The sequence below is a fragment of the candidate division KSB1 bacterium genome (assembly GCA_022566355.1).
Classification (GTDB): Bacteria; Zhuqueibacterota; JdFR-76; order JdFR-76; family DREG01; genus JADFJB01.
Map to the genome: position 1 here is coordinate 52459 of JADFJB010000003.1, position 15617 is coordinate 68075.

A 15617-nucleotide genomic window follows, 5' to 3' on the forward strand; every position below is an offset into this window, starting at 1 on the left:
CAAATGGGACTTCGCGTTTTATTGTGGATATTTTTCCTGGCTGTTTTGTGGGGGCCTTCATTTCTGTTCATTAAAGTAGCTGTTCTTGAAATCCCGCCGTTTACCTTAATGACTGCTCGAGTAGGAATCGCCTCGCTAATTTTATATATCATACTACGCGCGAGCGGTAAAAAACTGACGCTTAATCCAGCAACCTGGCGGTCTTTTGCATTTATGGCTGTATTTGCCAATGCACTTCCTTTCGTCCTGTTTGGCTGGGGAGAAATCCATGTTGACAGTGCCCTGGCCGCCGTGTTAAATGGAACAACGCCAATTTTTACTATCATTATTGCTCATTTTTTTATAAGTGATGATCGGTTGAATCTTGTAAAAATTATCGGAATTATCTTTGGATTCCTGGGAGTTGTCATTTTGTTTTTCCCATTTTTATCGAAAGGATTAACACTGGATACTCTCGGAGTTTTCGCCTTCATAGCCGCAGCTTTATGTTATGGAATATCCACAGTTTATGCCCGCAAGAAACTTCGGGGTTTACCGCCTTTAGTAGCGCCAACCGCTCAATTAATTTTGGCTACGATCTGTTTACTTCCATTTTCACTTATTATCGATCGACCATTTGAAATGAATTTTCCTTCCTGGAATGCAATCAATTCGGTATTGGCCTTGGCCATTTTTGGTTCTGCCATCGCATTTGCAACATTCTATCATATTCTGGAAATGACTTCTGCCACGAATCTATCCATGGTTACTTACTTGATTCCGGTGATCGGTGTAATTCTCGGAGTTGTTTTTCTGGATGAAAAATTGGGCTGGTATGTTTATGTTGGTTGTGCGATTATTGTGTTGGGCATTATGGTTGTAAATGGCGTGTTTAATCAGTTTCTGGGCAGGAAGGTTGAAAATGAAATCATTGCAGCTAAACCTTCAGAATAAAAGGCACAGGCCACAAAGAAATAAAATGTTAAAATAGTAGGTAAGTAAATCCAATGAAAATTGCAATGGCTGCGGATCACGCTGGGTATGAACTTAAAGAACAAATTAAAACTTATTTAATCGAAAAAGGACATGAGGTCAAAGATTTTGGCACGAATTCCTCTGAATCTGTCGATTATCCACTTTTCATACGGCCTGTTGCCGAAGCGGTTGTTAAAGGCGAGTTCGAACGAGGAATTATTCTGGGTGGCTCCGGCAATGGGGAAGCCATCGTTGCGAATCGACTGAAAGGGGTTCGGTGTACCCTATGCTGGAATTCGAAGTCGGCGAGGCTGGCCCGAGAGCATAACGATGCTAATATCTTGTCACTGGGCGCGCGGTTAATCAACCTTGAAACTGCAAAAAGTATTGTTGATATTTGGCTGACTACCGAATTCGTTGGGGGAAGGCATGAAAGAAGAATTAAACAAATTGATAATAATTAATTAGGTTTGACGATGGAGAATCTAGATCGAATAGCAAGCGTTTTAATATTGTCCGTTATCCAGGATTGTATTTTGACAACAATTTCAAATTGTATAAAAATGAAATCAATCAAAGAACCCTTTATCCCTTAGTGAACTTCGTTTCCTTCGTGGTGAAATAATACAAGTTCTCTCTATTTTCATTCACTTATGCTATACAGTGTAAAACTTTGTTTTTTGAACAAACTTTTTAACAGATGTTTCTTTTTTGACAGGATTAACAAGATATACTGGATTTTTATCCTGATTATCCTGTCTAAAAATGAACATTTAGATTAGTAAAATATATTTTTTGTTTGCAGCCTTGAGTTGCGCTGTGATTTAAGTTAAGTAAATCATCCATGTAATAATTATGAATTTGTTGGTTTGCTAATTGATTTTATGCACGGGAAAAGAATTATCTTGATCCTAAAATTTTAAATCTTTAAATTATTATCCTATGGCATATGTGGTGAGCAAAAAATTAGATTGTCGATGGTTATACGACCCACTTCCAATTATCCGCTTAAGTTGTGCTGTTCGACAATTAAATGCTGGAGAAATCATTGAAATGATATCAAATGATCCTGCAGCTTTGTATGATATGAAAGCATGGAGTAAATTAACCGGCCATACCGTACTAGAAACAACAAATCGCCCAGACCATACTTGTTTTTTAATTCAAAAAAAGATATAGGAGATTTTCATGGCTGAATATGAAATCAAAGAAACCTTGGATTGTAGTGGATTACTATGTTCAGAGCCGGTTATAAAAACAAGCAAAAAAATTAAAGAGTTAGAAGTAGGTGATGTATTTGAAATGATTTCCACCGACCCGGGTGCAATGCCCGATATGCAAGCATGGGCAAACCAGACCAAACATGAACTGCTGGAGTCTAGTGAGGATGGGTCGCTGTACCGTTTTGTAATCAAAAAAACTCATTGAATTTTAAATGGAGGCAAAACCATGTCAAAAGAAAATGGCACTCGTCGCCTTGCTTTAATCTCTAGTAAAGGAACTTTAGATTGGGCGTACCCACCATTTATTATGGCGAGCGCTGCCGGAGCGATGGATTGGGAGGTGGCAATTTTTTATACTTTTTATGGTTTACCGCTTTTAAAGAAAAAATTGGATGCAACAGTTACCCCGATTGGTAATCCTGCCATGCCCATGAAAATGCCTTTTGGCCCGAAAGGTTTTCAAAACATTGATTGGAATATCCCAAATCTTTTGATGAGCAATATTCCCGGTTTCGACAATGTTGCTACAAGTTTAATGAAACAGACCTTTAAGAAAAAAGGTGTTGCCACAATTGAAGAGCTGCGGGAAATGTGTATTGAGATGGACAACGTGCGCTTGATCGGTTGCCAGATGACGATGGATGTTTTCGGTTTTAAACGAGAAGATTTTATAGATAAATGTGAAATTGGTGGTGCGGCGACTTTTTTGGAATACGCCGCAGATGCGGATGTAAATCTATTTATTTAGGTATCACACTTTCTTTGATTAGGATATGATACAAAATAGTAGGGTATACAGATTTTCTTGGAGATGCTCACAGAAGGGTCGCTTTTTTCGCGAAGCTCAAGCAGCCGTATCTCTTAATCACGCTAACATTGCCGCGATTTATGAAGTTGATGAAAATCGATAACCAGGCTTTTATCGCAAAGAAGGAGGCAAAGAAGATATTCTCGGAAGGTTGAGAAACGATTAAGCGTTACATGCGTGTTGTAGAGCAACCTGATTGAAAGACAGAGAAAATGACCAAACAACAAGCACAAAAGACGGAGTGGACGGTCCGGGAACAGAAGGAACATCTGGATCGCCGTGCGAACTTCTTTATTCTTGATGTGCGCAACCGCGACGAGTTCTCCGTCTGGAAGATCGAGGGGTGGAAAACACCGCCCACATTGAACGTACCTTACTTCGAGATGTATGAGAAGGGCGGCAAGGACGACTTCATCGAGTCGATAATTGCCTATATCGAGATCGAGTTGCTTGGACAGTTACCCAAGGACCGACCGATCTTGGCCGTTTGTTCCAAGGGCAACACCTCGGCATACGTGGCCGAAGGCCTATGTCAGCTCGGTTACGACGCATTCAACCTACAGGGTGGCATGCAGGCATGGGGCAACTTCTACGAGATCAACCCAGTCACCGAAAGCCGCGAGTTGAGCGTCTACCAGATCAGCCGGCCAGCGCGTGGCTGCTTGAGTTACATCATCGTAAGCGATGGCCAAGCGGTGGTCATCGACCCGTTGCGCCATATCGAAACATACCTCGACATCGCGAGCGCGAAAGGATTCCAAATTGAACACATCATGGAGACCCACGGCCATGCCGATCATATTAGCGGTGGGTCAAAGCTGGCCAAACAGCTCAACCGACGGTACTACCTCCACCCTTACGACGGCATCCACCTCCTTGATATGCTACCAGCTCGCATTCCTTTCGAGTACCTGCGTGACGGTCAGGCGCTCTCGGTCGGCAAGGCGAAAATCCAAACCCTACATATCCCAGGTCACACACTTGGTAATGTGGCCTATCTTCTGAATGAAGCGTACTTGTTCACCGGTGACAGCATCTTTATCAACTCGATCGCCCGTCCGGATCTCGGTGGACGTGGGGAGACCTGGGCGGGGCTGCACTATCACTCCCTAAGAAGACTACTCGATTTTCCCGACACGACGTTTGTGCTACCGGGTCACTTCAGCACTCCACGCGAAGCCAACGTCGCCGGGCTTTTCATGGCTTCCTTGGGCGAGCTAAAGGAGAAGAACGAGGGCCTGCACATGGCCCAGAAGAGCGAAGATGCGTTTGTACAGTACATTTTGGGAAGCCTACCGGAGTTCCCGTCGCAGTACGTTGAGATCAAGCGGGTAAACGCGGGCCTGCTTCTCGTCGACGAAGTTAAGGCGAGTGAGCTTGAGCTAGGAAAAAACGTCTGCGCGTTGGCGCAAGCCTACGAAACAGAGTCGACTTGAGCACCGCATGAGTTGAGGAATCATAAGAAGGGATTAAGTATGAGAATGACATTCGACAAGGTTCTGGATGCACGCGGGCTCGCCTGCCCCATGATCGGATATTAAAACCAAGGCATATGCAACAATGGCCGAGGATTCTACTAAACTAATAGTATTTACATATAGTATTTACATAAAAAAATAGATGGTACCAGGCGTTGGGGGATAAATTCCATACAAGAGTTATTTTCGTGATACAAAGATTAAAAATCGATATTCTTTGATATTTGAGAGGATGCAAAGGCACAATTAGGAAAATTACGGGGACAATTATTAAATGATCGGCAAACCATCCTCCACTACAAATTTCTCTCCAAACGCGACGACCACAATTGAAACAATTGGGTAGTTTCAAATGCGACAAAATTATCTATTTACACAAATATACAAACAAAGTCAAAAAATCATTGATTTTTAACTTATCAATTTGTAAAATTCAATATCGTAGAAACGGAAATATCTCCTGACTAAAATCAAAAACTATCTTGTAATAACCATATCATGATCGGCAAGACAATATTTCACTAAAAAAATTCAAATATCGCGTGCTGGCCAAGGTATTTCAGATATTTTCAAGATACTTAAGCAGAGCTTGGTCAAAACAATGAAAACTAACCTGGATCGTTAAATGCAATTTGGATTCATTATCGACAACCGTAGATGTATTGGTTGCCACGCTTGTACTGTAGCATGTAAAGCAGAACATGATACTCCTCTGGGTGTCAATCGAACCTGGGTTAAATATATTGAGAAGGGTGAATTCCCAAACACACGCCGCTTGTTTTCGGTCATGCGCTGCAACCACTGTGCGGATGCGCCCTGTGTGGAAATTTGTCCTACCGGGTCCTTATTCACTCGTGAAGACGGCATCGTCGATTTTGATAAACGTCGCTGTATCGGCTGTAAAGCTTGCATGCAAGCCTGTCCCTACGACGCGCTTTACATCGACCCTGAAACGGATACAGCGGCAAAATGTAACTATTGCGCCCATCGAGTAGATATTGGTTTAGAGCCGGCTTGTGTAAATGTTTGTCCAACTCATGCGATCATTTCCGGTGATATGGACGATCCGCAATCGGAAATATCTCAACTATTGGCTCACGAGAAAGTCACGGCAAGGAAAGTCGAAAAAGGAACTCAACCTAAATTGTTCTATATCGATGGAGATGAGGCGTCTTTAAATCCAGCTGCAACAGATCAATCGAGTGATTATATGTGGAACTCACAAATCTCCGGAGTCGGCCATTTTGCCAGCTATGCTGAAAATCGGATTGCAAGTTCTGATCCACAAGAATTGCTCAATCAATTAACCGGCAGTAACGGTGATGATAAACAATGGCTATCCAGTGAGAAAAACCCCAAAGAAAAAGTGCTAGTTCCTGAAAGCCAAGGTAGCGAAATTATCCAACAAAAAGCCAAAGATGTTGTCGAAGAAACAACCAAGCGAGTTTATGATAGTCCGGGTAAAGGAGTCTTGTGGGGTTGGGAAGTGCCGGCTTATATCTGGACCAAAGCGGTTTCAACGGGTGCATTCCTGGTTCCTTTCCTGGCATTCGTGGGTGGTTTTTCTTCGGTTAGCGACCCAGTTCAATGGCTTGGATTGAGCCTGGGATTGTTATTTCTTGTTTTAACCAATATTCTGCTAATTAAGGACTTGGATCAGCCATTTAGATTTGCTTATGTTTTGCTAAGACCCCAGTGGCGATCCTGGCTGGTCCGTGGTGGCTATGCAATCACTTTTTATGGTGGATTGTTGACCGCCGGGATTATTACAAAGTTAAGCGGATTAACCAATCTGGAAATTTTGGTAAAATGGCTTTGTGCAATCGTCGCAGTTATAACTTCTGTTTATACCGCATTCTTACTTGCCCAGGCTAAAGGCCGCGATTTTTGGCAGAGTCCGATCTTACCGTTTCATATGATCGTTCACACAATGCTAGCTGGTGCTGCTATTTTTGCTTTTCTGTCACCCATAGCCGGATTTGATCAAAGTTGGCATACTTATTTGGATCATGTTTTTTACACGTTTATTATTCTAAACTTACTGATTATTAGTGTGGAGTTATTTACACCACACCCGACAGCAGATTCAAAGGTCGTTGTAGATATGATAATACGTGGACGGTTCAAGAGGCTATTCAAAGTGGGTGTTGTCATTATGGGCAATATCGTTCCATTATTCTTTGTTTTGTTGGGCAGCCCGGAATTATTGCCGTTTGTGGGTTTGTTGATTTTGATGGGGATCTATTTCACAGAACATATCTGGGTGCTGGCGCCGCAACTGGTTCCATTAAGTTAGGAAAGCGCCTAAAGCGCCAAAATTGCCAAATGCTTATTATCATATATTTTTTGGTTACCAATAGGAGAATTTAATGTCCGACCGGAATTCGGGAAATCTAATTGAAAAAATAGCCGAGAAACTGCACCTCATTCCAAATCTACATACAGAAACTGGACCCGATCTTCAAAGTTTAACCGAAGCTGGCAAGCTAACGGATTTTCCTCCTATCGAAAAGTGGGACGATTGGGTTGAATATGAAGCGAAAAGCTGGCCGCGACGCGACCCCAAGCATTATATGATCATACCAACGACATGCTTTAATTGTGAAGCCGGCTGTGGTTTACTAAGCTACGTCGACAAAGAGACTATGACTGTCCGAAAATTTGAGGGCAATCCTTATCATCCAGCCAGCCGAGGGCGGAATTGTGCTAAGGGGCCGGCAACGATCAATCAAATTAATGATGAGGACAGAATCCTTTATCCGATGAAACGAAAAGGCAAGCGCGGGGAAGGTGGCTGGGATCGCGTTTCGTGGGATGAAGTTTTGGATGATTTTTCGGGACGAATACGAAAAGCGCTTCAGGAGAAACGAAATAATGAAGTCGTTTATCACGTTGGTCGACCGGGTCATGAGGGTTATATGGATCGAATACTACAGTCCTGGGGTGTGGATGGCCACAACAGCCACACCAATATTTGTTCTGCCGGTGCGCGATTTGGTTATGCGATTTGGCATGGTTTCGACCGGCCTTCTCCGGATCATGCCAATGCAAAATTAATATTGCTGATCTCTGCTCATCTTGAGTCCGGACATTATTTTAACCCTCATGCACAAAGAATAATAGAAGGATTAATGAACGGTTGCAAATTGGTGGTTATGGATCCACGGCTCTCCAATACCGCCAGTATGGCTGATTATTGGCTGCCTACTTATCCAGGCAGTGAAGCGGCCGTGCTTTTGGCCATGGCAAAAGTGATTCTCGATGAAAGCCTTTTCGATGAAAAATATTTACATGATTGGGTAAACTGGCAAGAGTTTCTGCAAAAAGAACATCCAACTGTAGAAGTAAACTTTGCTAATTTTATTCGATTGCTGAAAGAAACCTACCAGGAATACACACCGGAATTCGCCGCTAACGAAAGCGGAATTGATGCCGAGACCATTATTGAGGTCGCACGCAAAATAGGTGAAGCCGGAAGTCGATTTTCATCCCATAATTGGCGCAGTGCGGGTAGCGGAAATTTAGGTGGCTGGGCTGTTTCGCGCTGTTTGCATTTTTTGAATGTGCTCACGGGTAGTGTCGGAACAGTGGGGGGGACGTCGCCAAGCGGTTGGAACAAATTTAAACCAACTGTCTTTGATAAGCCACCCGCACAAAAATTCTGGAATGAATTGCATTTTCCAAACGAATATCCGCTCGCACATTACGAAATGAGTTTTCTATTGCCGCATTTCTTGAAAGAGGGGAGAAGTAAACTGGATGTGTATTTCACCCGGGTTTTTAATCCGGTATGGTCTTTTCCTGATGGTTTTACCTGGATTGAAGTATTACAGGATGAAAGCAAAATTGGCCTGCACGCTGCCTTAACACCCACCTGGAATGAAACAGCGTTTTTTGCGGATTATGTTCTGCCGATGGGCCATGCAAGCGAGCGGCATGACTTGATCAGCTACGAGACCCATTCCGGCATGTGGATTGCTTTTCGTCAACCTGTTTTGCGTGAGGCTGCTCGAAAAATGGGTAATCCTGTCCAATTTACTTATGAGGCTAACCCTGGAGAAGTGTGGGAGGAGGACGAGTTTTGGGTCGAATTATCCTGGCGGATTGATCCGGATGGGAGCCTGGGGATTAAAAAACATTTTATGTCCCCTTATAGAAAGGGAGAAAAAATCACCATTGATGAATATTATCAATTCGTTTTTGATAATGTACCTGGGTTGCCGGAAAAAGCGGCTGAAAAAAAGTTGACTCCACTGGAATATATGCGAATTTACGGCGCTTTTGAGGTGGAGAAAACTTCATATCATAAGCATCTAAAACCGCTAACAAAAGAAGAATTAAAGAAAACTAAGGTGGATACAAAAACGGGAACGATTAAAACGAAAGAAAAAATTGTCGGTGTTTTTGCGGATGGAAAATCTTATGCCGGATTCCCGACGCCTTCTAAAAAGCAAGAGTTTTATTCCCAAACGATGGTCGATTGGAATTGGCCAGAATATAAAATTCCAATTTATATAAAAAGTCATGTTCATCCGGATCAAATGGATCGAAGCAAAGGAGAGTTCCCATTGGTGCCAACTTTTCGGTTACCGACCCTGATTCATTCCCGATCTGGTAATGCCAAATGGCTTATGGAAATTTCGAATCGCAATCCAATTTGGATGCATACTTCAGATGGAAAAGACCTGGGAATAAAGACAGGGGATTTGCTGCGGGTAAATACAGACATCGGTTATTTTGTCGATCGGGTTTGGCTAACAGAAGGGATGAAACCGGGCATCGTGGCGTGTTCTCACCATCTCGGCAGGTGGCGGCGGCCACAAGATGCTAAGGGAAATCGATGGGCAACCAATTTGGTTTCCATCAAACAAATGAAAAATGGCAAATGGAAAATGAGGCAATTGGATGGCATCCGCCCCTATAAAAGCAACGATCCGGATTCGTCCCGTATCTTTTGGAGCGATGGCGGTGTACATCAAAATCTCACTTTCCCTGTTCATCCGGATCCAGTCAGCGGTATGCATTGCTGGCATCAAAAGGTGAGAATTGAGAAAGCGCATCCGGAAGATAAATATGGCGATGTGGTGGTCGATACCAATCGCTCCTTTGAAATTTATAAAGAATGGTTGAAAAAAACTCGTCCGGCGCCAGGTCCAGGAGGATTGAGAAGGCCGCTTTGGCTGAATAGACCGCTCCGTCCATCGGAAGAGATGTTTTACATCGATTTATAATATGCTCTAGTTAGCTGGATAATGAAACGAAAGAAAATACCATACGGAACAAAATTACCTGTCATGCTAACCTTACGTGAACGGGATATCATCCGTGATGAGACATTCTGCGATCAAGACTTTGCAAAATTGGCTTTAGTAGACGGCAAAAGGATTAAAGTCGAACTGTCATTGGGGACATCGAGGAAATTCAGGGGTACATAGCAGCCGAGGCAAATCATACGAAAAATAAAAAACTCAAGAAAGAACTTGATCGCCTTTTCGATAAACTTCAGGTCTTTCTGGATACTTACGATGATCAACATGAATTAGACAGCTTACAAATTCATCCAGCCGACCGGGAATAACGCTTGTTTGATTTTTGTTCCTGGCTCGTGGCCGGCGGCTGGTGATAGCGTTATTATAAGCGGTTCTTCAATTTTAATCATTTTTAGAAGCTTTTTCCCCTTAAAACGTCATTTATTACTTATATGGAAATCTCCAAAATAACCGATCATATTCGAACTTATAACAAAACACTATTTCGCCGTGATATTATCGCTGGGCTCACCGTCACCTTTGTGGCAATCCCGCAATCGATGGTCTATGCACTTATTGCTGGTGTTGAACCGCAATATGGTTTGTACGCTTTTATGGTGGGTTCAATTGTCGGATCGATTTTTGGTTCATCACGTCATCTGAACACTGGGCCAACGAATGCCACATCAATAGTTATTGCCAGCACCCTGGCTTTATATTCTGTTGATGACCAATTTTTGAAGATGGTTTTTCTATTGGGATTCCTTTCTGGATGTTTGCAACTAGGTGCCGGACTTTTAAAGTTGAGCAACTTAACTCATTTTCTTTCTCGCTCAGTATTAGCTGGTTTTATCGGCGGGGCGGGCCTTTTTATCATTGTCAACCAGATGCCCAATTTAATGGGATTTTCAAAAAATACTAATTCCTCTGTATTTGAGGGAGTAAAACACATATTTAACAGTTTGGATCAAATTCAACCAACTGTTTTATTGGTGGGAATTGGATCTATTTTATTAACACTCCTTATTAATAGGCTAAGCCCAAAAACAACTTCAGGAATTCCCATTTTACCGTCGTACCTGATTTCTATTTTATTGTCAGCGGCAATTGTTGTGATATTTGATCTTGGAGATACAGTCAAAGTGGTGGGAGATATCCCCAGGTCTCTGCCACCTTTAAGCATGCCACTATTTGAGTTGGAATCTATTCAAACTCTGATGCAAGGCGCAATAGCGATAGCATTTATAGGATTAGCAGAAGCTACGTCTGCAGCCAAAATAGTAGCAGACTTTGCTGGTGATAAGCTGCAAGTTGACAAAGAATTTAGAGGCCAGGGACTTGCAAAAATTGCAACATCCTTTTTTAGCGGAATACCTGTTTCGGGCTCATTTACCAGGAGTTTACTTTGCTACAGAGCAGGTGCAGAGACAAAAATGGCGAATATTATGGCCGGTATTTTTGTTGCAATTGCCGTGTTATTTTTTGGTCCGGTTATTAAACACATCCCATTAGCGGCTTTGGCTGGTATTGTTATGTTGATTGCAAGCAATATGGTTGATTGGAAATACGTTAAAATGGCTCTTCGCTCATCGAATGTGGATTCATTAGCTATTCTTGCAACTTTTTTTGCTGCCCTGTTTTTTTCATTGGTCACTGCAATTTATATTGGTGTGGGGTTTTCCCTGGTCCTGTTCCTTCGCAGGGTAAAGAAGCCTAACCTTGTTGAGTTGATATACGATGATAAGTTCGGGTTCAAAGAAAAAACTGAATCTAATCAAAGTTCCATTCCTGAGCTTACCATTATCCATGTTGAAGGAGATGTTTTTTTTGCCAGCGTAGATTCTGTGGATGATGATATTCAAAAGATTGCTCAACGAAATGCGGTAAAAGTGATTATACTTAGATTGAAAAGAGCCTTTAGCCTGGATGCAACTTCTATGATGGTATTTATGAAAATCTATAAGGATTTAGAAAAACAAGGCAAATTGTTGCTCATCTCAGGAGCTGGCGGGCAAGTTAAAAAGATTATTCACGAATCAGGTTTGGATAAAGTAATTGGCGAAGACCACATTTTTTATTCAGATGAGAACTTATTTAAATCCACACGCGCTGCGATTAGTTATGCGCTTCAATTCATCAATGCGAATTATGGTACAAATTATACGATGTCTAATTTGTAATTGTATGTTGACTCTAAAAACCAGCTTTCTTTCGAATCTTGAAAACCGATACATTGATTCCATAAATAAATATTATATTATAAACATCATTTGAGGTCAACAGAAAGTCGGTTTTCACAGTAATCACTAGCGAAGCTTCGCCTCAACCGACAAGAAAAACAAGCTTAATAAACTCGAAATGCTAATATCGAAATTCTAAACAAATTCCAAATACACCAAACAAAACGAAGAAACCTATTGAGGAGAGTCAATCAATTTTGCCCTGTTTTTAATTTTGTACATTGGAATTTTCGATATTGTTTAGAATCTAGAATTTTGGATTTCGAATTTTAAATCAAAGTAATTTTATTTAATCGCAAAAAATCTTGACTCAAAATCAAAGTTGGATTTCTGATAAAACATTTAATTATATATGTTTGAAAACTTATCTGCCGCCATCATCGCAGGGGGAAAAAGTGCCAGGTTTGGAGAGCATAAAGGGTTGGCTGTTCTAAATTCTCGACAAATGATTGACTATTCGATTGTCCTTGCAAAAGAGATCGGGTTTTCTCAATTCCTGGTATATGGCAAGGAAAATTACTTTGACCAAATTGACATACCTTGTTATTCCGATATCATCCCACATTGTGGACCAATGGGTGGGATTTATACAGCTTTGGTGAAAGCACAAACAAATTTAGTCGCAACCATTCCTTGTGATATGCCTTTTCTAACGGCAGAAGTGTATAGATTGCTTTATGATAATTATGGGGAAAACAAGCCTGTTATTGCAGTTTCAGAAAACGGCGTAGAATCCCTGGTAGCAATATGGCCAAAAACATATGAAAGTAAATTAAGGGATGCAATTCACAAGAAAGTTTTTACAATTCATGCATTCATTCAAAATAATGATATCCCTAAAATATCCATTCCTGAATTAATGCCGGATTATGAGGAGAAAATTTTTCTTAATATTAACACGAAAGAAGATTTAGCAGCTATCCAAAAAAATTCTTATTGGAGTAAATAATAGAATTCGTTAGAACTTACTAAATTGTTATATTTTCCTGTTTATCAGTTTCAGACGCGTCGCTGGAAGGCGTTTAAGTCGTTGATTTCTCGGATCAACTTCGATGCCCGCAGATTCAAGTGCAGTCACACCGAGAATAGGCTCAACGTCTTTTCCTCCAAAAATGACAGTTCCACCTACGAAATCACCCATAAATTCAATGTCAGCGGTAGTTATATCCATTTTGATTTTACTGCCATCGGCGAGTTCATAAATTCTTTGGCCTTTGGGTTTTAGACCTATACTTTTAAGATGCTGCCCTGGAACGAGAGTATCTATAGCACCGGTATCCACGAGAAAAAGTCCTTCCCAACTCTTGTTAGATTCAGCAGGGTTACGTATTGTGACTGTAACATGAGTGGATCCCATTATTTTACCTATCTCATAAGATAAATTTTTAACAACAATTCGATTTGATTAATTGTACGCTGACTGATCTCAGAATTATGTTTAACCATCCTTGTTTGACGAAGTGCGTTAATATATGCAGATATCCTATAAAATCAATATAAAACGCCAGGGTGCTAAATCCTTAAATCCGTGGATTACCGCTTATATGCTTATAGATATTAATGAGGTGGTGTAATTTGTTATGCAATCACGTATTTTGTTGAGCCACATAAAATAATCTAAGTAATCTAACGAATGACCAAGTTATTTTCTCAAACTACTTTTTGATATACCTTATTAGCTATAATTTCTTGATAAGAGGAATTGGGTTTTAACAGCAAACCTATGATTAGTTTAACCTGTCTTGTGTTTATCTGCTCGTCAGTATAAAACTTGCCGGTTCCCGGAATATTAGATGGATCCAGGCTTGAATTGCGAAGACGCCATTTCTAATCATCAAAGTCAATGTAGCCACGAAGGTTTTAATAACTTATCGCAAATAAAAAATGTCAATGCATCTATTTTTTCTTTTTTTCTTTGTTACTCTGTGCCTTTGTGCCTTTGTTACTTTGTTACCACCCAGGGAAATAAAAAAGCGTCGATAAGTTCGCCCTCGTACAAAGATACACCAGCATCAATGAGTATAAACCCATTCGCATTGACAATGGTCGAAATCATGTGCGAACCTTGTTTCTCCAAAGGATAAGCTATTGGTTTTCCTTGTGAATTTGTTGTGATTTGAACACGCATAAGATGAGCTCTGTTTAATTTGTTTTGAATAGGCTCTTGTAATTCCGCTTGCAAGGGGAAAGCGGTCTTAACTTTTCCACATAGCTGATGAATCATTGGATGGATAAAATAGGAATAACACATAAATGCTGAAACGGGATTTCCGGGTAATCCAAACAAAAGAGTATTCTCTTTTTTAGCGAACAGAAGCGGTTTGCCTGGTTTTATCCGAACTCGCCAAAATAAAGTTTCGAATCCCACTTTCTGTACCGCTTCTTTAATATGGTCGTGAGGTCCCACTGAAACACCGCCAGATAAAATGATGAGGTTGCAATTTTCCATAATCCGCTCAAGTAATTCGACTGTTTGATCCAGGCTATCAGGAACTTTTTCCACGGCTTTCACTAAACCGCCGGATTGTTGCAGTGCTGTGGACAGCATGATTCCATTTGAATCGCGAATTTGCCAAGGTTGTACAGGCTGATCAAATGGGACAAGTTCAGTTCCGGTAACAATTATGGCTGCTTGTGGTCTCGCATAGACGGATAATTGAGATAAGCCTACTGAAGCCAATAAAGCAATCTGGGGGGGATGGATTTCCATACCCTTGGGGATTAGAAGATCGCCTGCTTTAAATTCCTCACCTTCATAGCGAATATTTTGTCCCTTCTTTTTAACCTGCAAAATCTTAACCATTGAGCCGGTTACTTCTACTTCTTCAATTGGGACAACCGTATCAGCACCTTCAGCCACCATGGCGCCTGTACTGATTCTAACAGCTTTACCCGATATTAATTTTTCCTGAAATGGTATTCCCGCCTGGCTTTCTCCAACGATTTTGAGAGACACCGGGTTTGCAGATGAAGTGGATCGGATATCATCCCATCGCAATGCAAAGCCATCCATGGCGCTGTTGGTATAACGGGGTGAAGGCTCCGGTGCAAGAATATCTTCTGCAGATATTAACCCTAACGCATCTTGCAATTTTGCCGAAGTTATTTCTTTTTCCGGTAAATGATCTTGAATGATTTTAGATGCTTCTTGTATTGAAATCATATTGGATACTCCAACTGAAGATTTACAATTATAGATTATTTTTGGATCATCATAATAATGGCGTACTTATTCTTTGCCACAGACTTGCACAGACTAAAACGGAAATGCGATCAGACAGGATTAGCATGATGAACAAGATTTATAAAGCGATAAATAAAAATGGCTAGTGCTTCTAAAACCGTTGAAACGGTTATAACTTATTGTTTTTTTGTCATTAACACCTGGCTTAAGCCAGGTGTTAATAGGATTATGAATGGTTTCAACCGCTTTAGCTGTTTTTATAACCATCATTCTTCTATCTACATACGTTCTGTGTTTATATTGAAATTAAAGAAATATTTTTTTAAACTGATTTTTATCTGAATCAATCAACATTTTATGAGAAATTTAACGTCTTAAAATAAAGCATTCATTCAATATTTTTGGCGTAAGATTATTGAAATATTTCCTTAGATAAACTTCGATTCCTAATTGAAAAAGTACGTAGATAAATCATTAAAGA

The 15617-nt window shown here is 40.9% G+C and carries 13 protein-coding genes; 11 read left to right on the forward strand and 2 right to left on the reverse strand.

Annotation, left to right across the window (positions count from 1 at the left end):
• Nucleotides 1-3: 3 nt before the first annotated feature.
• From IIC38_01235 to IIC38_01285, 11 genes are all read left to right on the forward strand, one after another.
• Nucleotides 4-933: an EamA family transporter gene (locus IIC38_01235; protein MCH8124578.1), complete on the forward strand. Its 930-nt coding sequence runs from the start codon at nt 4-6 to the stop codon at nt 931-933.
• 53 nt (nt 934-986) lie between these two features.
• Nucleotides 987-1418 (forward strand): ribose 5-phosphate isomerase B, encoded by a 432-nt coding sequence (gene rpiB / locus IIC38_01240; GenBank protein MCH8124579.1) that lies wholly within the window; start codon nt 987-989, stop codon nt 1416-1418.
• A gap of 490 nt (nt 1419-1908) precedes the next feature.
• Nucleotides 1909-2133 (forward strand): sulfurtransferase TusA family protein, encoded by a 225-nt coding sequence (locus IIC38_01245; GenBank protein MCH8124580.1) that lies wholly within the window; start codon nt 1909-1911, stop codon nt 2131-2133.
• Between the two features lie 9 nt (nt 2134-2142).
• The gene (locus IIC38_01250; protein ID MCH8124581.1) at nt 2143-2382 is read left to right on the forward strand and encodes a sulfurtransferase TusA family protein; all 240 of its coding nucleotides are present in this window, start codon (nt 2143-2145) and stop codon (nt 2380-2382) included.
• A 21-nt stretch (nt 2383-2403) separates the two neighbouring features.
• Entirely contained in the window at nt 2404-2925 is a 522-nt protein-coding gene (locus IIC38_01255; GenBank protein ID MCH8124582.1) for a DsrE/DsrF/DrsH-like family protein, read from the forward strand.
• A gap of 272 nt (nt 2926-3197) precedes the next feature.
• Complete coding sequence (locus IIC38_01260) at nt 3198-4421, forward strand: MBL fold metallo-hydrolase (protein ID MCH8124583.1); 1224 nt, start codon at nt 3198-3200, stop codon at nt 4419-4421.
• A gap of 667 nt (nt 4422-5088) precedes the next feature.
• Nucleotides 5089-6759, forward strand: coding sequence for a polysulfide reductase NrfD (nrfD, locus tag IIC38_01265; protein MCH8124584.1), 1671 nt, complete (start codon nt 5089-5091; stop codon nt 6757-6759).
• Between the two features lie 73 nt (nt 6760-6832).
• A complete protein-coding gene (locus tag IIC38_01270; GenBank protein ID MCH8124585.1) occupies nt 6833-9694 on the forward strand; it encodes a molybdopterin-dependent oxidoreductase in 2862 nt (953 codons plus the stop codon).
• A 21-nt stretch (nt 9695-9715) separates the two neighbouring features.
• Complete coding sequence (locus tag IIC38_01275) at nt 9716-9898, forward strand: hypothetical protein (GenBank protein MCH8124586.1); 183 nt, start codon at nt 9716-9718, stop codon at nt 9896-9898.
• 266 nt (nt 9899-10164) lie between these two features.
• Nucleotides 10165-11892, forward strand: a complete 1728-nt coding sequence (locus IIC38_01280) for a SulP family inorganic anion transporter (protein MCH8124587.1) — start codon at nt 10165-10167, stop codon at nt 11890-11892.
• A 412-nt stretch (nt 11893-12304) separates the two neighbouring features.
• A complete protein-coding gene (locus tag IIC38_01285; GenBank protein MCH8124588.1) occupies nt 12305-12901 on the forward strand; it encodes a molybdenum cofactor guanylyltransferase in 597 nt (198 codons plus the stop codon).
• Between the two features lie 27 nt (nt 12902-12928).
• On the opposite strand, the gene IIC38_01290 is transcribed toward IIC38_01285, so the two are convergent.
• Both IIC38_01290 and IIC38_01295 read right to left on the reverse strand, forming a co-directional pair.
• Nucleotides 12929-13309, reverse strand: coding sequence for a clan AA aspartic protease (locus IIC38_01290; GenBank protein MCH8124589.1), 381 nt, complete (start codon nt 13307-13309; stop codon nt 12929-12931).
• Nucleotides 13310-13894: 585 nt separating this feature from the next.
• Nucleotides 13895-15115, reverse strand: coding sequence for a molybdopterin molybdotransferase MoeA (locus IIC38_01295; GenBank protein ID MCH8124590.1), 1221 nt, complete (start codon nt 15113-15115; stop codon nt 13895-13897).
• Nucleotides 15116-15617 lie beyond the last annotated feature (502 nt).

What these genes read in the sequence shown, in the direction of transcription:
- IIC38_01235 (MCH8124578.1), top strand. Translation starts at nt 4, where the DNA reads ATGGGACTTCGCGTTTTATTGTGGATATTTTTCCTGGCTGTTTTGTGG.
- rpiB (MCH8124579.1), top strand. Translation starts at nt 987, where the DNA reads ATGAAAATTGCAATGGCTGCGGATCACGCTGGGTATGAACTTAAAGAA.
- IIC38_01250 (MCH8124581.1), top strand. Translation starts at nt 2,143, where the DNA reads ATGGCTGAATATGAAATCAAAGAAACCTTGGATTGTAGTGGATTACTA.
- IIC38_01255 (MCH8124582.1), top strand. Translation starts at nt 2,404, where the DNA reads ATGTCAAAAGAAAATGGCACTCGTCGCCTTGCTTTAATCTCTAGTAAA.
- IIC38_01260 (MCH8124583.1), top strand. Translation starts at nt 3,198, where the DNA reads ATGACCAAACAACAAGCACAAAAGACGGAGTGGACGGTCCGGGAACAG.
- nrfD (MCH8124584.1), top strand. Translation starts at nt 5,089, where the DNA reads ATGCAATTTGGATTCATTATCGACAACCGTAGATGTATTGGTTGCCAC.
- IIC38_01270 (MCH8124585.1), top strand. Translation starts at nt 6,833, where the DNA reads ATGTCCGACCGGAATTCGGGAAATCTAATTGAAAAAATAGCCGAGAAA.
- IIC38_01275 (MCH8124586.1), top strand. Translation starts at nt 9,716, where the DNA reads ATGAAACGAAAGAAAATACCATACGGAACAAAATTACCTGTCATGCTA.
- IIC38_01280 (MCH8124587.1), top strand. Translation starts at nt 10,165, where the DNA reads ATGGAAATCTCCAAAATAACCGATCATATTCGAACTTATAACAAAACA.
- IIC38_01285 (MCH8124588.1), top strand. Translation starts at nt 12,305, where the DNA reads ATGTTTGAAAACTTATCTGCCGCCATCATCGCAGGGGGAAAAAGTGCC.
- IIC38_01290 (MCH8124589.1), bottom strand. Translation starts at nt 13,309, where the DNA reads ATGGGATCCACTCATGTTACAGTCACAATACGTAACCCTGCTGAATCT.
- IIC38_01295 (MCH8124590.1), bottom strand. Translation starts at nt 15,115, where the DNA reads ATGATTTCAATACAAGAAGCATCTAAAATCATTCAAGATCATTTACCG.